The following is a 21,569-nucleotide window of genomic DNA, read 5'->3' on the forward strand; positions in this document are numbered from 1 at the left end:
CGATGGTCGGTTTATATAATTAAAAATACAAATACTGAAAACATCCAAATAAAAGCAGTACGAAAGAGGCTACCCCTTATGAAACGAGAACTGAAACGAGAGCAGACAACCAAGCTTTTGCTGGATACAACCCAAGCGTTAATTAGTGAGAAAGGATGCAGTAAAACAACCTTGAGTGACATTATGGAACGTTCAGGGCTATCGAAAGGGGCGATATTCCATTATGTTCAGGGAAAGGATGAGCTGCTGGCGCTAGTTCTAGAGGCGAGGCTTGAGGCGATCAGTGCTCGGTTTTTCGATGCTGTGCATCAAGAAGACACCCCTCAATTCAAAGCGCCGATGCAAGAGATTACAAACAGCCTATCCATACTGAGTGATCCAAGCGACGTCACCAATCAAATCCTGATGTACTTGCTCAGTAAAAGCGATCAACCGGCTGTCAGCGAGGTGATTCAACGATTCTACGAGCAGGCGGTTAGTGCTTCGAAGCAATGGATACTGGCAGGACAGCAGCATAACGTGATACCTGCAGCAGTAAATGCCGATAAAACAGCCGAATTATTTGTTCTGCTCTCTTATGGGTTTCGCATGCGTGCAGCTACCGCCCCCCAAGCTATCTCGTTTGGCATTTCCGACTTCTCCGAATTAATAATCAACATTTTACAGCCTAACTCTAACTCTAAATTCTAAAGAAAGTAGGGATTAAAATGAAGTTCCTGTTATTCTTGCATGTGTTGGGGGCCATCCTTCTAGTTGGCAATATTTTCACAGCTGCTTTTTGGAAAGTAAAGGCTGATATAAAAGGGGACTTGGCTGCCATTCACAGTGCTACGAAAAACGTGATGCTGGCCGACTATATTTTCACAATCCCTGGATTGATATTAATTATAGTTACCGGTAGTCTAATGGCGCTTAAAGCCGGATACTCGATGTCAGGCTTCAATTGGCTCACGCTCTCTTTAACCTTATTTTCCTTGACCGGCCTAATCTGGTTGGCCCTGCTGCTGCCTTTGCAGCGAAGCATGATTCGTCATAGCGCTCAATCTCTGGAAGCCGGCACTCTCTCAAAGGCATATCGAAAGGCTAGTCTATACTGGGCGATCTTCGGAACGATTGGAACGTTAATTCCGGTTGTGGTCTTGTACCTCATGATTTCTAAACCCATGTAACTAGAGAGGGATTGGTAGGGCTCCATTTGTGGTGCTTGTCACATCCTTAGCAGCTGTTCTTAAACGTGAAAAGGGTACCTCGCTAAAGGTACCCTGGCATTCCCTAGCCTTGTGCGTTAGCCTCATAAACCTTTAGCAGCTTGCCCTTAATGGTCGTATTCTTCATAACCTGCAAGACAAGAGGACCTTTGCCGTTCAATATATCCACATAGGTAACATTGTCCTGTATCGTAATAATGCCAATATCATCCGCAGTTATGCCTTCGATTTTGGCGATGGTACCCACGAAATCTACAGCCCTGAGCTTCTTTTTCTTGCCGCCATTAAAATACAGCTTCAAGATTCCTTTATTTAATTGCTCACTTTTATCCTTCTTGATAACGGGCTGAGCGCTTATTCTCACTTCAAAGGCGGTCTTAGCACCTGCAACTTCTTCCTTGGAGGGAGCTTCTCTTCTAGTAATTTCGAACCCCAGATAGCTCTCAATATTGGCTAAAAATCTATCCTCGTTAGGTGTAACGAAGCTGATCGCTTTTCCTGTCTTGCCAGCACGTCCGGTTCTCCCGATTCGATGCACATAGCTTTCTTTTTCAACAGGAAGGTCGTAGTTAATTACATGGGTGATATTACTAATATCGATGCCTCTGGCAGCTACATCCGTTGCTATCAAATAGCGGAATTTCCCTCTTCTAAACTCATTCATGACACTAAAACGATCGTCCTGCTCCATACCGCCGTGGATTTTGTCACATGGATAGTCCTGTTCCATTAACTGCTTGCATACCTTCTCCACCTGTTCTTGGGTGCGGCAGAAAATAATACAGCTATCGGGATTCTCGACAACAGTTATGTCCTTAAGTAGACTGAATTTAGAAGCTTCTTTCACTACAAATAGGGAATGCTCAATCTGTGCCGTCGTTTTCTCCGCTGTGTGGATTTCGATATCCAATGGGTTGTTCATATATTGATGACAGAGCTTCTCTACATCCTTCGGTAAAGTAGCGGAGAACAGCAGCGTCATTCTGTCTTCAGGCAGCTCCTCGATAATCGCCCCCACTTGTTCGATAAATCCCATATTAAGCATTTCATCGGCTTCATCAATCACAAGGTATTCCACTCGCTCCAGGTCGAGCGTTCCTCTTTGAATATGATCCCATACACGTCCCGGTGTACCGACAACAACATGGCATTTTTGATTCAACTCTTCTTTTTGCTTAGCAAAAGGCTGCTTTCCATAAACAGCGGTTGCTTTGATTCGTTTGAATCTTCCGATATTTTTGATATCATCCTTCACTTGATCCGCCAGCTCACGCGTTGGTGTTAATATTAAGGCTTGCGGCTTATTCTCTTCCCAATCGACCATCTCACAAATTGGAATCCCGAAGGCCGCCGTTTTGCCGCTTCCCGTCTGTGACTTTACTGTGAGATCTTTCCTCTCCAGCGCAATGGGTATGACTTCACTTTGAACATCCGTTGGCTGCTCGTAGCCCAAGCTTTCCAACGCCCTGAGTATATCTTCACTTAACTTATAATCTTTAAAGCTCTTGCTGCTCATATTAGAACCCCTTTTAGTGTGTATACCTTTAATTCTAACATACTTCGGCATCCCTCACAGACCTTCATGCTTCGGAGTTCGCATTCCCCAGCATTTACAGTAGGAAGGCCGATTATTGTTACAGAATCTTGCGCGGCTCCATGCCTGTTTGCCAGAACCATATGCCGCCATCTCTAGTTTTAACAAGCGTCACATCTTTTCCCGCAGCAGCAGCCACTACCTGATCCATCACTTGATGGGGCTTTGTGCCTTCGTTTGCCCCCCATATCCACAAGGTACCCTCTTCTTTTATGGCAACAGAGTGAGAAGAGCCTGTAGCAATATGCGAGGCACCCGTAAATATTACGCCCCATGTTATTGCCTTATCCCCCAGTCCATGCGTACTGAGAGGACCATAGATGTTTCCGCCAGTCCCAAGCACATCCCCATTTGTTTGGAGTAAAATGACATGCCCAGTATGTCCTTTGACTTGAGTGGCATCGCTCGCTACCTTGATAAAATCCTTCGTGCTTTCCAATCGGCCGTCTCCATATTGCCCTCGATGAGCGAGCCCTCTGGCGAACACTTCTCTTTGCTTGGTGATGTAGTAATCGGTTCCGTCGCCAATGCTTGAAAACACAACGTCCTTGGCTATTTCCACCCCTGTTTGGTCTGGAGAGTCGTACCTCCATAAAGCTCCATCGTTTTTTATGGCAAAAACTCCGGTACGACCGGCAGAAAAGCTCGCAATGTCTTTAGCCAAATAAACAACAGCTTTGGGATCTTCGGTCCATGCAATCAATTGTCCGTCTCTTAACAGAGCATAGCTCGTCGTATCGCCAACTCCGATTTGAATGGCATCATCCATCATGATCTGAGGCTGGTCATTGTCCGTCCAACCGTAAACGGCTCCATCCTTAATGGCCAGATGACGATTATAATACGATGCTACCTCACCCGCTGTGCCTAGGGGCTTAAGCGGAAGAGTATCATTAGCTTCTGTTAACTCGACAGGAGGAGCAGAGGGGCTAGGATTCGAAGATTGTACAGGCTGTTCGGTCGCCCCCTTAGGTGCGGTTTGATTCGAACATCCGGATAGTGACAGCATTACTGAAATGAATACTATTCCAATGATTTGCACATGTTTCAACCCTTCTCATCATTTATGATTCATATCGTCACTATGGCTTGAAACACGCTCCACAAGACTTGCCATATACCTATCTATACGTTCCACCATCAGTGTATCCGTTAATCCTGTAACGCCAAGCGCCGTCCAGCCTTGATACACCGTGGGCGGCCCGAAGAGGATATCGACTAGCGATAAGATATCCCAATAGGGAGAATAGCTAAACTCTGTTCCCGCGTGACTCAGGTAAGCGGATAAAAACTGGTCTGCCGACTGCACACCTAACAGCATGGCCAGATTCAACCGGCAATGGCCTATATCAATACCGGCCGGGCCGCGGCAAGCATTCACCCAATCGACTACACCGCTAACGTAGTTCCCCGTCCACAATACATTGGTGGGGTGATAGTCCCGATGAATAAAGCACGGCTTGAATTTCGGCTTCGGCCCTCTAACGATGTCAAGGACTCTGCTCCATAGTTCCGGGGAGCTCGACCACGATGGGATTTCCAAAGTGTCTATATCGTTGTAGGTGAAATAGGCCCACGGGAAGCTATCCGCTTCCACTGCGTGAATCTTCACAAGTGATTCTGCAAGTCCATTCAACCACAGGTCATAATTGGCTGGATTCAGAACTACGGAGCCCTCAAGTCGTGTCATGAGTACTGTCGGAACGCCACACTCCCTTCCCGATTCATTAAATGCAATGATCTGCGGGGCGCATAAGCCATTCCCATATGCCCAACGAAGACTCTCCGCCTCATGAAGGGCCAAGTCAGGTTCATCTTTCAGCCATTCCTCATTATCGAATTGCCTTACCACAAATTCTCTGACTTCTCCATGGGTTCGCAGAGACACGCTGTGAATGATGGACGATATTCCTCCTTGCAGCCGACGAGTTGATTGGACAGCAGCTAGCGGGTCTACAGAGTTAACAACCCATTTCAGAACACGATCAGGGGGTGTATGTTCAGATTGGGGGATCATCATATATATCCATCCTTTATCGATTTTCTATTTACTATTTTCTACTCTTATTCTATCATAATCAGGCCTATCCCCTTAGCGGAAATGATGGGATAAACTAATAAAACCCTCTCTTCCCTGTAATCCAAACAACAGAATCGACAGGTTACCTTCTGTGAACAATTGGCTCAAGTGCAACATAATTGAAACCTGCCTCGTTAAAGATACTGACAACTCAAATACATTACACACAGAAGGGAACTACACTAATGAAACCTCTAATGAAAAAAAGCTTAGCTGTTCTAACACTATCTACGATGATGACAACTGGAGCGGCTTATGCCTCAACTGATAATGTACAACCCATAAAGGCCTTAACACCAGTGACCATCCAAGCTGCTATGTCAACCATTACTATTAATCTAAACGGCGAATCACTTACAGAAAACGGCTATCAATCACCTAATGCAGCTGAACCTATGCTGCCTCTCCGGGCTGTTGCAGAAAAACTAGGCTATACTCTAACCTGGAATCAAGAGACCCTATCCGTTGATTTGAACAAAGGCCCCCTTTTTACAACTGTTAAAACAGGCGAAGATCGCTATGGTATCAATAAAATGATTACAACTCTTGGTACAGCACCTGATCTGTCGGATAACAAAATGTATGTGCCTGCATCCTTTGTAAGCAAAGTATTGAATGAATCCGTGACCGTACAAGGAAATTCAGTTTCCATCACCTCTGTCACACTCACCGAGCAACAAAAAAAGGTTCAAGCGACTGGAGTCATTACGGCTATTAGAACTGAGGGAAAATACTCATCCGTTCAAATTCAAGGTATTGGGACGGAAGGGCTAGTGCTTAATGTAGGAGACGAAACCCTGTACCAAATGCTTGACGGTACCAAGCTAAGCCTCTCTGATCTTCATGTTGGCTTGACTGTAGTAGCTGAGCACTCACTTGCTGCTACACTAAGCCTACCGCCTCAAACACCTACATCCAAAATTACGGTTCTGGATCCAGCGAGACAAGCAGATCTGTTAGGAACTGCGGGTCAAATTGAAGAGGTTCGCAGCAGTGAAGATGGGAAAACTAGTATCTTAATTAAAGGAACGAAACTAAGTGATTCGTCACAAAGCGAAATCGTTCTTCAATTAACAGACGAAACTTCAATAATTAATAAAAATGGGGAATCCGTTGAAAAAGCTCAACTCGTAAAGGGTGCCCAAGTAGTAGGCTTCTATGGGCCAGCAATGACTAGAAGCTTGCCTCCTATGGGTAAAGCTTGGAAGGTTGTTGTGGATTTAAAAGAAGAACAAGCTGAGGCTGCTCCACAAATGTAGTAAATATAGTATTGCGAACAGACCTTCCATCATGCGATGGAAGGTCTGTTTGATGTATGATGAAAATAAAAAAAAGCAGGGACTAAACGCTCCCCTGCTCTTGCTTATTTTCTTTGATTTGTTTGCTTCTTAACTGACCGCAAGCAGCATCTATATCTGTCCCATGTTCAAGCCGAACACTACAGCTAATGCCTTGCTTCTTCAGCGTATCATAAAACGCTCGCACCGTTTCATGCTCACTTCTTTGATATTGATCGAGCTCATCCACTGGATTATACGGAATTAAATTAACATTTATCAGCTGCCGTTTATCTTGAATTAAGTTAGCGAGCTCCAGAGCATGCTCCCTGCGGTCATTCAAATCCTTAAGCAGAATATAGCTGAGCGTAATCCTCCGATTCGTCTTCTCCAAATAGTAATCGATAGCCTGCATTAGCTTCTCAATTGAATAAGCACGGTTTATTTTCATAATCTGTGTTCGAAGCTCGTTATTGGGCGCATGTAAGGAAACCGCCAAGTTAACGGGCATTTGAATATCGGCAAACTCCATAATTTTATCAGGAAGGCCACTGGTCGATACCGTGATATGCCTTGCGCCAATAGCTAGTCCTTTGTGATCTATAATAACCCTCAAAAAATCCACCGTATTTTTAAAATTATCAAAGGGCTCGCCAATCCCCATCACTACAACGTGGCTTACCTTTTCATTTTGATTCGCTTGATCAAGATGAAGTTGGACCTTCATAATTTGTTCCACAATCTCACCGCTAGATAGATCGCGGCTCTTGGTTAATAACCCGCTCGCACAAAAGCTGCATCCAATGTTACAGCCTACTTGGGTAGTTACACAAACCGACAACCCATATTTATGTCTCATCAATACGGTTTCAATTAGATTACCATCCTTCAAATTAAACAAGAACTTAATCGTTCCATCTGCTGATTCCTGCTTCAAGTGTTCATTTAAGGTTTGAATGGCAAAATGATCGGCCAATAATTGAATACACTCTTTATTAACATCAATCATCTCTGAGAAATCCGTTACCCGTTTCCTATAAAGCCAATCCCAGACTTGTAAGGCTCGAAACTTTTTATGTCCATATTCCATAAGCCATGCTGTCAATTGATCCAGCGTCAGTCCATAAATGGAATCCTTATTCATTCGTAACCCTCTTTTCAAAAACTATAAATTCAGACCTGTTCTCTGTAACCAGCCGAAGCTAACATTCTGTTTATGATTGTCCCAAAATTCTTCTATTAAAGCAAGGGGACTTGTCGTCTTCATCACTTCGTAATATCAATAAACCCTTCTCCAAACACATCACGCACATCATGAATCGTTATAAACGCATTTTTATCGGTTGCCCTAACAATCTTCTTGAGCTGGCTCAATTCCTGTTTGCTAATAACAATATACAGAATCTCTTTAGCCGTTTTGGTGTAGTAGCCATGACCATAAATAACGGTAACGCCTCTGTCCATCAGCACATTTACTTGTTCGGCAATCTTACTCTGTTCATTCGATATTATAGTAACGGCCTTTTTCGGGTTAAGCCCTTCTATGATGAAATCCATAACTTTGGTGGCCACATATAACATCACAATAGTAAGCATTACACTCTGAGCCCCAATGATAAAATACGAAGAAAAGACAACTACCAAATCAAATAACAACAGGGCATAGCTGACATTCCAGTCGAGATACTTGTTCGCGATTCTGGCTAGAATGGTCGTACCCGCAGTTGTACCGCCAACTCTAATTATTAAACCTAAGCCTATACCAGTAAGCACTCCCCCGAACAGTGCGTTTACGATTAATTCATCGGAAGAAATACGCCAACCCTCCGTTAAATATAAGAAAAGAGAATTGAAGGCAACCGCAACAATCGTGTAGAGAGTGGTCGTCTTATCCAAAAATTTAAAGCCTACTAGTAATAAGCAGGAATTTAATATCAAACTTACTAATCCGGGGGACCATTGAAAAAGGTAGTAGAGAATAATGCTTGTTCCAATAACCCCGCCCTCACCAAATTCATTAGGAATCACAAAAAGATTTATAGCCAAAGCAAAGAGCATCGCTCCAACAATTATAATACAAATATCCGCTGCCTTTTTTTTCATATCCATGTACCTTTCTCAGCTCAAAGTTCGGCCTCTCATTAGTAATACGATTTAGTATATCACCTCTTGAACGAAAAAACAGGGCATCCATATGGACACCCCAAGAAAGCCCAAAGGGGCAGTCCGTAAGTCTATAAGACTTGAGACAACCCCTTGAACAAGCTAGCTAATAGTATGGGCGACAATCCCTTTTGATCCGTCAAAATAACTTAGCTTCTACCATACTTCATGTTGAATGATTCATCACTCGAAGCGAGATATATAATTCCTTCAATAAAGCCAATAAGAGCCGGGATATAAGTCCAACAAAAAAGTAAGTAAACAATGCCCCAGCCTACTTTTCCTAGATAAAACTTATGAACTCCTAATCCACCAAGTAAAATTGCGAGTATACCTGCAGTAGTCTTGCTTTTTCTGGGAACATACACGTTGTTGTTCATGTTGTTGTTCATATTATTCATGTTGTTGGCATTATTCACGCCATTCATCATTTCATTCATTTCACTCACCATTTCATTTACCTTGGTAATGGATTCCGCAGAATTCACATTAGAAGTGGTATGGGTGGTGGTTTGTGTGAAGGAATTAAACTGGGCTTGAGGTTGTGGCTGTCTGACAGCTAAAGCTTCCCCGCAATATTTACATTCCGTCGCATTCGGTGCAACGGGTGCCCCGCAGGCCGTGCAGTTATTTGTGCTCATAAGACTTTTCTCCCTTACTTTAAATATTTATCTCACATTTAATGCTTCTCTATTGACAATAAGACTTCGTGTTTCATCAATCAGATTCTGAATGTCAACGATATTTTTGTCGATTGAGTTGGATCGAATATGTAATTGTATAAACTCCAAATTATCCCGTATTGTGTTTTCCAGTTCATAAACTGCACTGTTTCCCGTAATTCTTCCAAAAGGGGTTGAAGCGTTTATCCGCTCTTTTAACATTTTGAAGGAATGAATGATGGGTAATATCCCTTCATTATTCTTTTTCGCATTTAGCGAAGCTTCAATAATCATTAGCTGCATATTGATGTTAGTCTTTTCAGACTGCTCCAATTCGGTTGTGTCCACTGCTTCCCGATTCGAAAAATAAGTAAGAGTTGACAATACACCAATCAGAATCGCAAAAACAACCAGTTCCCAGCAAATATACCAAACCATATTTCCCATAATAAAAATAACCGAGATGAGATTAGATACAGCTAAATAGATTATGGACACAACAACAATCGATATGGGATAAGCAATACTGCCTCTTCCGAATAATAGCTTGGGAAAAACTACAGCACCACTGAAAAACAAAAGTCCTACAAACAAAACTATGGACATTATGACAAGCTTTAAAGGCGCCAAAATAAACAAAGCGGAAAAGATTGAAAAGAAACCCAAGACAATTGCAATGTCAAAAACCAGAGCTGCCAGCAACCTATAAAGTCCGAAATTGGAAAAATTGAAGTATCTCATATTCACTCCTCCAGTTTAGTGCCGCAGTCCGCACAGAACTTGGTTCCTGGTTTATTCTCTTTGTGACATCCGGGACATATCTTTTTCATCATGGAGCTGCCGCAGTTCGAGCAAAACTTCACATTCTCATCAATTAAAGTACTGCAGGAGTAGCAGGCAATTTGAGCAATGATAAGCTTTTCACCGCAGTTACAACAAAATTTAGATCCTGCGTCATTCATTTCCCCACACTTTTTGCAAGCTAGCCCTTTGGGATGAGTATTCATGTCACTGCCTGGCATATTGGCAAATGTATTTCCCATAGCTGCACCCGCTCCAGCACCAAAGCCTAAACCCAATCCAGTCGCCGCTAGACCTCCTGCACTCTCATTGCCAGCCACGGTTTCCATCACATCAAATTTACGTTTAACTGTGTAACGATTATCCCCTATAATATCGAAGGCTGCTTTTTCGCCTAGTAATTTGTTAATAGTTTCGAAATCTTCATCGGGAAAATTAATAGATGACAAATAGAAATTAACAACTTCTATGCCAAAGCGTTCAAACTCATCAGATAGACTTCGCTGGGAAGTCTCTGAGATTTCCTCCAGTCGAGGAGCTATTTCAAGGACAGAAATTTTTTGATTAATAATGATATCTGCAATAATAGTTTTAACCTTTGTGACAGTAACACCTTTGAAATAGTTGATTACGGTATCATATTTAACAATCTGATCATCGCCCACAGCACCTATGAGTTCTGTCAAAAATACGCGAAAATCAGAAATCTTCATTCCAAATTGCCCAAAAGCGCGCACTCTTAATCTCACCGCATATTTAGGATCAATTAAGCTGATCGGGTCACTGGTTCCCCATAAAACATCCAGCTTTACTGTTTTGTTTATAAAAAATACTTCTGCGGTAAAAGGAGTCCTTCCACCGAAAGGAATATTGATTAGCCCTTGTAAAATAGGAATATTTTTTGAATTGAGGGTGTGGGTTCCTGCCGAGAAATAGTCGAGAGCCTTCCCCCCTTTAACAAAAACAGCTATCTGACCCTCACCAACAATAAGTTGTGTACCAAAGACAAAACTCTCGCCTGGATAACGGTAAACCAACCAATTTCGGCTGGCTATCCCATTAAATTTTATAACATCAATAATAGCCAAACCTATCCCTCTCCCACTCTATCAATTCCAAACTTTGTCTCCTAATTGTATTATACCTTCTCTCTTTTAATCAAATATTATTTAAAATATGCCAAATTATGCAGACTCAACCTTATCTTTCAATAGGGTAAAAGGGAATGGACAGAGTTGAATCGAATGTACTTGTAAAATCTATCAGTAAAGGAATCAATGCGATATGGAAGATAGATGGGAATTGCTTTATACGAAGCTACAAACAATCTCTCCTATTCCTCGGGAGGAATGGATAGTCTTTAAGAGGTTAGCGGCCTATAGAACCGTTTCAAAGGGCAGCCATTTTGTTAGGACGGGGGAGTTTACAGACTCTATTGGTATATGTGTAAGCGGGTTATTTCGTTTATATTACACCACTCCGGAGGGGAATGAGTTTAATAAAAGCTTTTGCACCCAGCATGATTTCGTTGTTTCTTACAGCTCCTTGCTGCAAAATGCCCCTTCGTTTTTCTCCATTCAATCGTTGATGGACAGTGAGCTGATCGTCATCGGTTATCGAGATTTTCAATCGCTTTATTCCCGGCATGTATGTTGGGAGCGGCTGGGCCGCATCCTTATCGAGCAGCTATTCCTCAATACCATATTGCCTCCTATCTTGGGATTACTCCGGTAGCTTTAAGCCGAATTCGCAGAAAATTAACCTAGGTTAATGCAGAACTCCCCCTTCCTGCTCTACATTGAGTATAGGAAAGGGGAGATTGAATTGGAAGTTACAGGTCACACCATACTAATAACAGGCGGTGCATCGGGGATTGGGTTAGCCTTGGCAGAACGATTCATTCACAACGATAATCAAGTCATTATTGTAGGACGGAATGAAAATAAACTGAACCGGTTGAAATTACAATACCCGAACATCACTACCTATGCTTGTAATATAGGGGTAGAGGAGCAACTGAACCTGCTAGTCAAACAGCTATATGATAACCATCCTGAACTTAATATTCTCATCAATAACGCTGGAATCCAGCATAATTACTCGTTTATGGATACATCGAATCATTCTGATCGAATTGCAGAGGAAATTGCCGTCAATTTAATATCGCCCATTCAACTCATCTCCAAGCTGCTTCCGCTACTTGCCCGTCAGAAGCACGCCGCAATCGTTAACGTTTCTTCCGGCTTAGGCCTTGTACCGAAGAAGTCTGCCCCCGTGTACTGTTCGTCCAAAGCTGGCCTGCACATCTTCACCAAAGCTCTTCGCTATCAGCTAGAGAATACGAATATCAAGGTATTTGAGATCATTCCGCCTGTAGTGGACACCGATATGACGAAAGGTAGAGGGAGGAATAAAATCTCTCCCGATGAGCTTGCTGCACAGTTCCTGACTTATTTTCAGAAGGATCGATTGGAAGTCCCCATTGGCAAAATCAAATGGCTTACATTTATTAATCGTTTGTACCCGGCTCTTGCAGAAAAAATTTTGAAAAATAGCTAACCTCTATCCTCTACCCACAAAATTTTCCGACTCGCTCGTTGCAATCAGGCAATAATCTTCGTTTTCTTTGCATTCGCCGTTGATTTCTTAATAATCCCGCTAAGCGGACGTTTCAGAGCAAGAGCGACGAACAAGCTGAGGCCGATGAATCCGAACAGGTACAAAATATCCCTAATCGCTGTTTCCCAAACAATGCCTCCAACCCCTTCTCTCAACAAGCTGATCGCATAGGTGAATGGCATAAACGGATTCAACATCTGAAAGAAACGTGAAGTCATGCTAATGGGAAATGTACCGCCCGAGCTGGAAAATTGGAACACCATAAAGATGATCGCGATTCCTTTGCCCACATTGCCGAAAACAGACAGAAGCGTGTAAGTAATCGTAACGAACACCGCGCTAACCAGCATGGCGAATAAAACAAACTCTATTTTGTCAGCCACGAAGGCATTCAGTATAAAGAAATCCCCAAGCGTAATACACAGCGCCTGAAGCAGCCCGATCGTCAAGAACGTCGCCAATCGACCTAAGTATAATTGATACGGCTTGAAGCTCCCCTCCGGATTGTCGGCCTCTGCCTTCAATAATGAAATCAACAACGTTGCGCCTACCCATAAGGATAATACGCAATAAAATGGAGACATCGCTGAGCCATAATTCGGAATCGGATATTTCCGGTTCTCTATGATCTGCACAGGACTGGCCATAAACTCGCTCTCTTTCTGAATGTCTCCGCGTAAGAGCTTAGCCAGGTCTGCGAAGTGGTTGTTCCCTTCAACCTCCCTGAGCTTGTTCGCTGCTTGGCGAACAGCCTGCTCAAGCTGAGGCAAGTCGTTACGAACGAGTCCCGCGATTTTATGGACGCCGTCCTCGACCTCCGGAAGCTTATCACGTACGAAATCAGCTAGCTTGGAGAGCTCCTTCTCCGCCTGAGGCAAGTCATTCTCAATGAATGAAGCCGCGTCGTTCAGCTTCCCCCCAATTGTGGAGAGATTGTTCTGAACGAAAGGCGCAGCGATATCAATCGCTTTGGAGAAAGCATCCACTTTACTCTGAAGCGATTGCGCCAGCTCATGGACCTTCGCACGAACCTGCGGCATCTGTTCCTGAATCTGAATCAGCTCCGCTTGCCCGAATTCCAAGCCTGTCTTCGCATCCTTAAGGATTGCTTCTATATTCGGGAGCTTATCTTTAGCCGCCTGTAGTTTATCGGAAGATGCACCCGCGATTGTCCGCAGCTTCTCGATACCTTGAGCAATTGAAGGAACAATCTCGCTATCGTATCTGGAGAGAATGCTGCCTAATCCGGCACTCGTGTTTTTGGACAGCTCATTTAATCGTTCAATCAAATCCTTCGCAGGTGTATTTCCATTTGCCAGAGAGGTTGCAATCGTGCTTAATATCGCAACCTGCCGGTTCAAATTATTTTCTATCGTCTGTAGGCGTTCAATTTCTGCATTCAAGGGTTGGCCCGGAATGTAGCTGTTAATGCGTCCAAGCAATGACTTGGTATTTTCAACCACACTTATGAGCTTGGTAAGTCTGTCTTTAACAGCCGTTACCTCTGCTGCCGTAGGCAAGACCTTGGGATCTATGCTCAATAATCGGTCTGTGAGCAGTGCGATGGAATCATTCACATGCTGCACTAACGTCAAATTTTCCTTTATCAACGGGGCTATCGTCTCGAAGGCATCCTTGTTCGCAACCAGAAATTCATTTAATTGATTAGCGAATGCGGTGCCTTTATCAGCAAGCTCAGCAATTCGGGGCAAGGCATCTTGCGCAGCCGTAACGATCTGGATCGCCTTATTTGCCTTGTCCACGGCAGCAGTAATCGTATCCGCTACTTTGTCAAAATGCTGATCCAGCTCCTGGATTCGATCTGCTGCTTGCTGAATTTCTGGAAGCTTCTTCTGAATCTCGACGATCTCCGATAAAGCCTCGCTGATTTTGGGCCAATTGCTTTGAATTTTCAGCACATACTGAGCGGCCTGATTAATCTCGGGAATTCTCTTCTCCACTTCCGGTATGATTTGAGCTTTCTCATGGATTGCAGGCAGCTTCTCCTCTAGCTCCAATACCTTCTGTGCTGCGGCTTCAATCTCAGGCAGCCTGCTTTCGAGTTCAAAGATGCCGTTCTCAACTTTGCGAATAGTCGGCAGTTGTTCCTCGATTTGAATGCCGATCTCCGCAAGCTTCGTAAGCAAGGCTTCGCTAACCGCTTGTGTAAAGCTCTCATTGATCTGCTTAGTGATCGCAGAGACACCGGATGAGGTGACCTTGGGAGCAACCGCATTCACTTTCTCGTTCACCGTATAGATCACCTCCGGCTTGTCCAGGTTTCCGGTGATAATCCCAGTTATTTTGGAAGAGAAGTCGGACGGAATCAAGATACTGGCATAGTAGATCCCTCTGTCCACCCCTTTCTCTGCCTCTTCCTTGCTGACGAAAGTCCAACCAAGCTTCTTGTTGCTCTCCAAGCTTTTAAGCAGATCACTCCCGATATTGATGTCTTTATCGACAACTTTAACTCCTTGATCCTCGCTTGTAACCGCTACTTTAACTCCAGAGGTATTGGCATAAGGGTCCCAGACCGAGCTGATATTAACCCAATCGTATAAACATGGCAGAAGAATGATCGCCACAATCAGAAAAATTCCCGTAGGCACCTTAAAAATATTTAACCAATCTGTTTTGTAAAACCGCCATATTGAACGCATGTATATCCCACCTACAGTTTAATAATGAAATGAATAGAAGAACAACCACACATGATAGTTGCCATGAAAGGAACGACAAGGAAGGTCAACTGCGTCCATTGTATTATCGTTCCTTAATTAGGTAATTTTATTACTATAACATTTCATTAGTAAAAAAACTTCCCCCTAAGAAGAGGTACGGCTAGCCCTACGCAAAAAAAGAAGCTGTCCCTGCCATATATAATGGCTTTGGGAACAGCCCCTTTTGAAATTCATGAAAAATAGAGCAGCGGTTAAGCTGCCCCTCTAATTTCCAGCTAAAATGTTTTTATTCATAATTCCTCGTCATTCATTAATCAATAAGCCTATTCTTACTCCACTTCCGGCTTCTCCGAAGTGATACTGACGTCTTTCCAGGTTAATTTAGAGCTTGGATCAACCGTTAAATTCTTCACACGATTGTTCACTGCATAAATCTCAGCGCGGTATAAGGTCGGAATCACAGGTAGCTCTTCACTCATTAATGCTTGCCACTGGTTATAAATATCCTTGCGGTATTCCTTATTAAAGGCTTGTTCGGAATGGCCCTTTTCTAATAACTCATCGTTTTTGGCATTGACCCAATGCGTGTAGTTGAACATAACGTTACGTCCATATAATCCGTATGGATCGACATCTGAACCCGTTGACCACGCTGCCGCAAATATGTCCACTTTAGGATCATCCTTTTGCACCCTATCGTAGAACGAGTTGAATTCTGCTAACCGGCCATCGACAAGCTGTACATCCAGACCAACCTCTTTCCAGCTCTGCATATAAAATTTGGCCAGTGGTTCAGCGATATCACTTCCGCTCATCATAAGGAAGTTGATCGTAAATTTCTTTCCATCCGGATCTTCACGTAGTCCGTCCCCGTCTTTATCCTTGTATCCTGCTTCTTCTAACAGCTTTTTCGCTTTTTCAGGATCATGCGTGTATCCCTTCGCACTCTTGTCGTGATATCCCATGAAGGATGGCGGGATTACAGTTGTGGCGGGAAGGCGCAGGCCATGGTAGAGCTTATCTCCGACTGACTGATTATCCATTGCATAAGCCATAGCTTGCCGAAGCTTTTTGTTTTGGAATTTTGGATTATCCATTACACTTTCTTCTTTTTGCGCGTCCCAATGACCGAGCTTGAACCCGATGTACGTGTAGGCTGAGTCAATTTTGCCGATAAATTGAAGGTTCTTTGTGCCTTTTGCCGTTACATATTGATCCGTCGGAAATTCAGCCAGATCAACTTCACCTTTTTTCAGGGATTGCAGCACAACCTGTGGGCTGACCACTTTGACAATAACACCCTTTAAGCTCGGCTTTCCTTCCCAATAATCCTCGTTGCGAACGAATTCGACCGATTCCCCAGGAACGATCTTGTTCAATTTAAACGGACCAAAGCCAATGGGGTTTTTACGAATTTTATTGGACTGTGCCATTTGATTGATTGGAATGTCCTTCAAATAATGCTTGGGAAACGGGGCTGCCCACACTCCTGTTAATAAGGATGGATTAGCGTCTTTCCATGTAATGGTTAATGTCTTGGCGTCGATAACTTTAATTCCTGTAATATTTTGCGCCTTCCCGCTATGGTACTCTTCCATCCCCACTATGTCTTGAAAGAGAGAACTTCCGTAGCGAACACCTGTATAGTCCTTGTTACCAATCACCAGGTAGGCATATTCCAAATCCTCGGCTTTTACAGGCTCCCCGTCATGCCATTTAATATTATCTTTGATTTTGATGGTCATCGTTTTTTTATCATTGGAAAGCTCGAAAGTGGCGGCTCCATCATTCGTAATTTCGTAATCACCATTCGTGCGGAAGAGCGATTCATCAAAAAATTGCATAATCTCCGCATCCGGCGTCCCTGTGTAAAAAGCTGTGTTAAGTGTCCCTTCAAACGGAGTACTGGATACTAAGGCGTAATTCAGCACTCCTTCAACGGACTTACCGTCGTTTTTGACAGCCAACGGAAAGCTTTCGATGCTTTCTTTTTTGACTTCTGGTTTCTTGTTGGAACTACTTGTCACGCTGCTCTCACACGCCGATAGCACAAGCAAAAGACCGACCAGCACACTAAAAAGCTTCCCATACTTGCCCATTCGCTGCTTCCCCCTTATTATCCTAATCGTTGTCTTGCATCAGCCGCACGTTTCAAGACTTGGCCGATAAAATTGATACACAACATCATCACAAAAATAAGTAAGGATGCGGGCAGCCAAATCCACCATTTATTTTGCAAAACCTCCGGATTCATCGCATAGCTTACTAATGTACCAAGGCTTGGCGTGCTTTCCGGCAGACCAAAGCCCAAGTAGCTTAACCCCGACTCAATCCCAATATTTCCTGCCAAATTTAAAGTTAAGTTCACAATAATAATCGAGCTCAAATTCGGGAGAATTTCCCTGACAATAATCTTCCAGTCTGGAGTTCCAAGCGTCTTCGAAGCACTGACATAATCCATACCCCGTTCCGCTAGCATTTTGGCGCGAATGAGCCTTGCTTTACCCGTCCATAAAAAGGCACTCATAATCAGAATAAACATCGCTACATCATTTTTCGGAACAAGTGCGATAATTACAATGACCAGCATTAAAAAGGGCAAAATCAGAATAAAATCAATCACCCGCATAATGAGATTATCGATAATCCCGCCAAAATATCCAGCGATCGAACCAACGGCCAGACCTACGATTCCGGTTAGGACGGTAATGGTTAAAGCTATTGTAAATGAGTTCCTTGCACCAATCATCAGCTGACCAAAGATATCTCTTCCACCATAATCGGTACCTAACCAATACTCCGCAGATGGCGGCTCATAAATCGATAGCAGATCGACCTTGAGCATTCTTTCTTGATCCAATAAAAGTGACGAAGCATAGACCGAGCAAAGAATGAGCGCAAGAAGAAGCAGCGAACAGAATGCTAGTTTATCTTTTATGACTTCCCGCCAAAGGATATTCACGGTTCTCGCCCCTCTCCTCTACTCGATTCGTATGCGCGGATCTACAATGCTTAGAATAATATCGGACAATAGCGTACCGACTAAGGTGGCAACTCCGGATATCATGACGAGTACAGTAACGACGCTATAATCACGCTGCATAATGGATTGAAGGAACAGTTGTCCGATCCCCGGAAAGCTGAAAATTGACTCTAGAAAGATCGATCCACCTATTAAGCCGGTAATTTCGTAACCGAGAAAAGCAGCAATAGGTATGAAGGAGCTGCGCAAAATATGGCGCGAATAAATCCGTGATTCCGGTACGCCTTTGGCTCTTGCTGTTTTCACAAAATCTTTCATTTTCGTCTCGATAATTTCACTGCGTAAATATTGAATCAGACCTACAGTACCAATAAGTGCCCCTGACAAGGACGGTAAAATCAAATGATGCATTTTATTGATATAATAAGCCGCCGTCCCTTGTTCCAGCTGAATATCGACACTTCCACCCGTAGGGAACCAACCTAAGGTAAATCCAAACAGAAACAGCATCATTACTGCAAAAATAAATAAGGGTGTGGCAAAGCTAGTATAGCTGTAGCCAACGATAAGTTTGTCCGCCCATGAATGATTCCATCTCCCCGAAATAACGCCCAAGGGTATGGCAATCAGGTAGGTTAACACTAGGATACAAACAGCTAACATTACTGTGTTCCCTATTCTTTCTGCCAGGATGTCGATAACAGGCTGCTGATGAATATAAGAGAGGCCCAGATCCCCATGCAGCAAATGGTTGATCCACCTTGTGTACTGCACATACAAGGGGTCGTTTAATCCCAGCTTTTCTTTGATCTCCATTAAGGTTTGCATATCCATTTTTGGATTGTTTTCCAATTGCCCCGTCAATGCGTCACCGGGCATCGCTTTTGCCAGCACAAAGATGAGCACGCTCAAAATAAACAATTGGGGGATCATAACAACTATTCGCCGCAAAATAAATTTCCACATCTTCCATCTCCCCCGTTTCTACAAGTACGTGAACAACCTCTACAAGATGGCAGCAGAATGCGTCTCCGTAATCTTTTTCAACGGGTAAACTCTTCCTTCATCGTCAAAGTACTGATGGCTTAGCTGCTTGTAATCCTGCTCAATGTGCTGTCTAAGCTTCAATTGCTCCTGCCGTTGCTGCGGATTAGGATTCGGGATTGCCGAAATCAGTCTTTTTGCATAAATATGCTGTGGATTTTCAAATATATCTTGCTTAGTTCCTTCTTCCACCAGTCGACCGCTATACATGATACCTACGCGATCACACATGTGACGAATAATGCCTAAATCATGACTAATCAATAGATAGGTAAGCTGAAATTCTTGTTGAATCTCCTTCATAAAATTCAGCACCTGAGCTTGCACAGACACATCAAGTGAGGATACGGGCTCATCCGCAATGATTAATTTCGGGCTTAGCGTAAGCGCCCGTGCAATCCCTATCCGCTGCCGCTGTCCCCCTGAAAACTCATGAGGGTATTTAAACACCGATTCCGGATGCAGTCCTACTCTTTCAACAAATTGCTGAACCTTCCTTCGTTCCTCCTGCGGAGATAGTCTTTCAAAATTACGCAGCGGCTCAGCAATAATATCCAACACTCGTTTTCTTGGATTTAGTGAGGAATAAGGGTCTTGAAAGACCATTTGGATATCTCTTCGATAATGGAGAAACTCACGCCGTGTAATATTGGTAATCTTGTTTCCTTCAAGGAAAATATCCCCGGAGGTCGCCTGGATCAGCCCAATGATAGTTCGACCCGTAGTTGTTTTGCCGCATCCGGACTCCCCTACTAATCCGTAGGTTTCACCACGCTGCAGTTCAAAGCTAATATCATCAACAGCCTTCACGTGATCAACGACCCGCCGAAAAAAACCGCCGCGAACAGGATAATGAACTTTTAAATGGTTCACTTTAAGAAATGCCATCCTTCATGTCTCCTATGGATGTTGCGGAAAATAGAAGTTCTGGTAACAGGTGCAGCGTACCCAATGCCCAGGTTCTACTTCCCGTAAAATCGGATTTTTTTCGTGCTCAGACTCAGGGATCCAGTCTATACGTGATTGAAATCGGCAGCCTGCCGCGGGTAATTTTTGCAGTGATGGAACAATTCCTTGGATGACATGAAGCTTCTCATGGAGTGTTTGCAGGGAAGGAACGGAATGCAGGAGGGAACGTGTGTAGGGATGCATGGGATGGGCAAATAGTGTATGGACGTCGGCTAATTCAACAATCTCGCCCGCATACATTACAGCCACACGGTCGGCCATTTCGGCCACAACACCCAGGTTATGGGTAATGAGCATAATCCCTGTATTCATTTGCTGTTGGAGCTCTCTTAATAAAGTCATAATCTGTGCTTGAATGGTAACGTCTAACGCTGTGGTAGGTTCATCGGCAATAAGGAGAAGCGGATCGCAGGCAAGGGCCATAGCAATCATGACTCGCTGCCTCAAACCGCCGGAGAGCTCATGAGGATAACGGTCGCAGATTTGTTTGGGATTCGAAATTCCGACTCGCTCCAGTAAATCCAAAGTTCGCTGCCGTTTATTTAAAGAAGAAAGCTTAGTATGATAGTCTAGGCTTTCTTCAATCTGTCTCCCTGCCGTCATTAACGGATTCAGCGCGGATAAAGGGTCTTGGAATATCATGCCGATTTTCCTTCCGCGAATCTGGTTAAGTTCATTTATATCTAATGATAGCAGGTTGGTTCCTTCGAATAGAATGGATCCTTCCAATTTCGTTCTCTCGGGTTCATGCAATCCTGTAATGGAAAGAGCTAATGTACTTTTCCCACATCCTGACTCTCCTACGATAGCAAGCACCTCATTGGGATGGACGGACAATGTGACACCGTTAACCGCGGTAAAGTATTCATCTTGAATGCGAAAAGAGGCTCGTAAATTTTCAATTTGTAAAATCGGTTGTGTCAATCCAGCTTCGCCTCCACCCTAGCAGCAAGGTTATCCTAATACCCTCTTTATCTAAATAATTCTATGAAACTTATTCTATTCCTTTTGACACAAAAAAATCCCACTGCTCGAGTGAGATGCTCATTGAGGGAAAAATCATTTGGTCCCTATCTTCATTTCGTTTTTTTCATGAGCGTACAGTACATGACTGAATAACAGAGGAATCAATTTCCGTATCGATTTAATGCCAATCTTGTTCATTACGTTTGCAAGGTGATTTTTAACCGTTTTTTCACTAATCACACACCTTTCGGCAATTTCCCGATTAGCAAAGCCGTATACAACAATCAGCATGAGAATTTCCGATTCTCGCTGAGTCAACTGATAATAATTTGAAAAATCTTGCATTGTAGCACCAATTTTCTGAATCGGAAGGTCGTTCAAGCTTTTATAGTCGTGGTCGATAATGTCCTGATTATCTCCGTTCTTCATGCGATAACTTATGCTAGAAGAATGCAGCTTAATGCGTTCCATAATATTCAGAACCATTTGTACATGTCTCCCTCAAACTATTATTTCTTTCTG

At 43.4% G+C, this 21,569-nt stretch carries 20 protein-coding genes; 5 read left to right on the forward strand and 15 right to left on the reverse strand.

All coding sequences use genetic code 11. From position 1 onward, the window contains the following. The first annotated feature begins 78 nt into the window (after positions 1 to 78). Both GC093_RS15925 and GC093_RS15930 read left to right on the forward strand, forming a co-directional pair. Positions 79 to 690: a TetR/AcrR family transcriptional regulator gene (locus GC093_RS15925; RefSeq protein WP_171652880.1), complete on the forward strand. Its 612-nt coding sequence runs from the start codon at positions 79 to 81 to the stop codon at positions 688 to 690. Between the two features lie 17 nt (positions 691 to 707). Next, the gene (locus GC093_RS15930; RefSeq protein ID WP_171652881.1) at positions 708 to 1,169 is read left to right on the forward strand and encodes a DUF2269 family protein; all 462 of its coding nucleotides are present in this window, start codon (positions 708 to 710) and stop codon (positions 1,167 to 1,169) included. A gap of 103 nt (positions 1,170 to 1,272) precedes the next feature. Here the strand turns inward: GC093_RS15930 and GC093_RS15935 are convergent, their stop codons facing one another. The 3 genes from GC093_RS15935 to GC093_RS15945 all read right to left on the reverse strand — a co-directional run bounded on the left by GC093_RS15935 (position 1,273) and on the right by GC093_RS15945 (position 4,822). Continuing rightward, on the reverse strand, positions 1,273 to 2,724 hold the full coding sequence (locus GC093_RS15935) for a DEAD/DEAH box helicase (RefSeq protein WP_171652882.1): 1,452 nt from the start codon (positions 2,722 to 2,724) through the stop codon (positions 1,273 to 1,275). 118 nt (positions 2,725 to 2,842) lie between these two features. Then, on the reverse strand, positions 2,843 to 3,844 hold the full coding sequence (locus tag GC093_RS15940; protein ID WP_171652883.1) for an RCC1 domain-containing protein: 1,002 nt from the start codon (positions 3,842 to 3,844) through the stop codon (positions 2,843 to 2,845). An 18-nt stretch (positions 3,845 to 3,862) separates the two neighbouring features. Next, a complete protein-coding gene (locus GC093_RS15945) occupies positions 3,863 to 4,822 on the reverse strand; it encodes a phosphotransferase family protein (protein ID WP_246314511.1) in 960 nt (319 codons plus the stop codon). A 257-nt stretch (positions 4,823 to 5,079) separates the two neighbouring features. Between GC093_RS15945 and GC093_RS15950 the strand changes: the two genes are divergently transcribed. Next, on the forward strand, positions 5,080 to 6,141 hold the full coding sequence (locus GC093_RS15950; protein WP_246314519.1) for a copper amine oxidase N-terminal domain-containing protein: 1,062 nt from the start codon (positions 5,080 to 5,082) through the stop codon (positions 6,139 to 6,141). Between the two features lie 82 nt (positions 6,142 to 6,223). Here the strand turns inward: GC093_RS15950 and rlmN are convergent, their stop codons facing one another. The 5 genes from rlmN to GC093_RS15975 all read right to left on the reverse strand — a co-directional run bounded on the left by rlmN (position 6,224) and on the right by GC093_RS15975 (position 10,873). Further along, positions 6,224 to 7,303 (reverse strand): dual-specificity RNA methyltransferase RlmN, encoded by a 1,080-nt coding sequence (gene rlmN / locus GC093_RS15955; RefSeq protein WP_171652885.1) that lies wholly within the window; start codon positions 7,301 to 7,303, stop codon positions 6,224 to 6,226. Positions 7,304 to 7,425: 122 nt separating this feature from the next. Further along, the gene (locus GC093_RS15960; RefSeq protein WP_171652979.1) at positions 7,426 to 8,262 is read right to left on the reverse strand and encodes a YitT family protein; all 837 of its coding nucleotides are present in this window, start codon (positions 8,260 to 8,262) and stop codon (positions 7,426 to 7,428) included. 209 nt (positions 8,263 to 8,471) lie between these two features. Then, positions 8,472 to 8,702, reverse strand: a complete 231-nt coding sequence (locus GC093_RS35495; protein WP_216624661.1) for a TM2 domain-containing protein — start codon at positions 8,700 to 8,702, stop codon at positions 8,472 to 8,474. A gap of 288 nt (positions 8,703 to 8,990) precedes the next feature. Beyond that, positions 8,991 to 9,725, reverse strand: a complete 735-nt coding sequence (locus tag GC093_RS15970; protein ID WP_171652887.1) for a hypothetical protein — start codon at positions 9,723 to 9,725, stop codon at positions 8,991 to 8,993. Between the two features lie 2 nt (positions 9,726 to 9,727). Next, entirely contained in the window at positions 9,728 to 10,873 is a 1,146-nt protein-coding gene (locus GC093_RS15975; protein ID WP_171652888.1) for an SPFH domain-containing protein, read from the reverse strand. A 196-nt stretch (positions 10,874 to 11,069) separates the two neighbouring features. Between GC093_RS15975 and GC093_RS15980 the strand changes: the two genes are divergently transcribed. Both GC093_RS15980 and GC093_RS15985 read left to right on the forward strand, forming a co-directional pair. After that, positions 11,070 to 11,519, forward strand: coding sequence for a Crp/Fnr family transcriptional regulator (locus GC093_RS15980; RefSeq protein ID WP_171652889.1), 450 nt, complete (start codon positions 11,070 to 11,072; stop codon positions 11,517 to 11,519). Positions 11,520 to 11,609: 90 nt separating this feature from the next. After that, the gene (locus tag GC093_RS15985) at positions 11,610 to 12,344 is read left to right on the forward strand and encodes an SDR family oxidoreductase (RefSeq protein ID WP_171652890.1); all 735 of its coding nucleotides are present in this window, start codon (positions 11,610 to 11,612) and stop codon (positions 12,342 to 12,344) included. Between the two features lie 44 nt (positions 12,345 to 12,388). On the opposite strand, the gene GC093_RS15990 is transcribed toward GC093_RS15985, so the two are convergent. The 7 genes from GC093_RS15990 to GC093_RS16020 all read right to left on the reverse strand — a co-directional run bounded on the left by GC093_RS15990 (position 12,389) and on the right by GC093_RS16020 (position 21,533). After that, positions 12,389 to 15,064, reverse strand: coding sequence for a YhgE/Pip domain-containing protein (locus GC093_RS15990; protein ID WP_171652891.1), 2,676 nt, complete (start codon positions 15,062 to 15,064; stop codon positions 12,389 to 12,391). A 350-nt stretch (positions 15,065 to 15,414) separates the two neighbouring features. Continuing rightward, positions 15,415 to 17,184: an oligopeptide ABC transporter substrate-binding protein gene (gene opp4A, locus GC093_RS15995; RefSeq protein ID WP_171652892.1), complete on the reverse strand. Its 1,770-nt coding sequence runs from the start codon at positions 17,182 to 17,184 to the stop codon at positions 15,415 to 15,417. A 17-nt stretch (positions 17,185 to 17,201) separates the two neighbouring features. Beyond that, positions 17,202 to 18,047 carry an ABC transporter permease gene (locus GC093_RS16000; protein ID WP_171652893.1) on the reverse strand — a complete coding sequence of 282 codons (846 nt, stop codon included), beginning with the start codon at positions 18,045 to 18,047 and terminating at the stop codon, positions 17,202 to 17,204. Between the two features lie 18 nt (positions 18,048 to 18,065). Beyond that, positions 18,066 to 19,034 (reverse strand): oligopeptide ABC transporter permease, encoded by a 969-nt coding sequence (gene opp4B, locus GC093_RS16005; RefSeq protein WP_171652894.1) that lies wholly within the window; start codon positions 19,032 to 19,034, stop codon positions 18,066 to 18,068. A 39-nt stretch (positions 19,035 to 19,073) separates the two neighbouring features. Beyond that, the gene (locus tag GC093_RS16010; RefSeq protein WP_171652895.1) at positions 19,074 to 20,000 is read right to left on the reverse strand and encodes an ABC transporter ATP-binding protein; all 927 of its coding nucleotides are present in this window, start codon (positions 19,998 to 20,000) and stop codon (positions 19,074 to 19,076) included. Positions 20,001 to 20,012: 12 nt separating this feature from the next. Next, positions 20,013 to 21,005: an ABC transporter ATP-binding protein gene (locus GC093_RS16015; protein WP_171652896.1), complete on the reverse strand. Its 993-nt coding sequence runs from the start codon at positions 21,003 to 21,005 to the stop codon at positions 20,013 to 20,015. A 135-nt stretch (positions 21,006 to 21,140) separates the two neighbouring features. Continuing rightward, positions 21,141 to 21,533: a helix-turn-helix domain-containing protein gene (locus GC093_RS16020; RefSeq protein WP_171652897.1), complete on the reverse strand. Its 393-nt coding sequence runs from the start codon at positions 21,531 to 21,533 to the stop codon at positions 21,141 to 21,143. Positions 21,534 to 21,569: the final 36 nt, after the last annotated feature.

The sequence above is a fragment of the Paenibacillus foliorum genome (assembly GCF_013141765.1).
Classification (GTDB): Bacteria; Bacillota; Bacilli; order Paenibacillales; family NBRC-103111; genus Paenibacillus_S; species Paenibacillus_S foliorum.

Excerpts from the sequence above, each read along its gene's own strand:
- GC093_RS15945 (WP_246314511.1), bottom strand. The coding sequence starts at position 4,822 with ATGATGATCCCCCAATCTGAACATACACCCCCTGATCGTGTTCTGAAA.
- GC093_RS15960 (WP_171652979.1), bottom strand. The coding sequence starts at position 8,262 with ATGAAAAAAAAGGCAGCGGATATTTGTATTATAATTGTTGGAGCGATG.
- GC093_RS15930 (WP_171652881.1), top strand. The coding sequence starts at position 708 with ATGAAGTTCCTGTTATTCTTGCATGTGTTGGGGGCCATCCTTCTAGTT.
- rlmN (WP_171652885.1), bottom strand. The coding sequence starts at position 7,303 with ATGAATAAGGATTCCATTTATGGACTGACGCTGGATCAATTGACAGCA.
- GC093_RS35495 (WP_216624661.1), bottom strand. The coding sequence starts at position 8,702 with ATGAACAACAACGTGTATGTTCCCAGAAAAAGCAAGACTACTGCAGGT.
- GC093_RS15925 (WP_171652880.1), top strand. The coding sequence starts at position 79 with ATGAAACGAGAACTGAAACGAGAGCAGACAACCAAGCTTTTGCTGGAT.
- GC093_RS16020 (WP_171652897.1), bottom strand. The coding sequence starts at position 21,533 with ATGGTTCTGAATATTATGGAACGCATTAAGCTGCATTCTTCTAGCATA.
- opp4A (WP_171652892.1), bottom strand. The coding sequence starts at position 17,184 with ATGGGCAAGTATGGGAAGCTTTTTAGTGTGCTGGTCGGTCTTTTGCTT.
- GC093_RS15935 (WP_171652882.1), bottom strand. The coding sequence starts at position 2,724 with ATGAGCAGCAAGAGCTTTAAAGATTATAAGTTAAGTGAAGATATACTC.
- GC093_RS15980 (WP_171652889.1), top strand. The coding sequence starts at position 11,070 with ATGGAAGATAGATGGGAATTGCTTTATACGAAGCTACAAACAATCTCT.
- GC093_RS15950 (WP_246314519.1), top strand. The coding sequence starts at position 5,080 with ATGAAAAAAAGCTTAGCTGTTCTAACACTATCTACGATGATGACAACT.
- opp4B (WP_171652894.1), bottom strand. The coding sequence starts at position 19,034 with ATGTGGAAATTTATTTTGCGGCGAATAGTTGTTATGATCCCCCAATTG.
- GC093_RS15990 (WP_171652891.1), bottom strand. The coding sequence starts at position 15,064 with ATGCGTTCAATATGGCGGTTTTACAAAACAGATTGGTTAAATATTTTT.
- GC093_RS15970 (WP_171652887.1), bottom strand. The coding sequence starts at position 9,725 with ATGAGATACTTCAATTTTTCCAATTTCGGACTTTATAGGTTGCTGGCA.
- GC093_RS16010 (WP_171652895.1), bottom strand. The coding sequence starts at position 20,000 with ATGGCATTTCTTAAAGTGAACCATTTAAAAGTTCATTATCCTGTTCGC.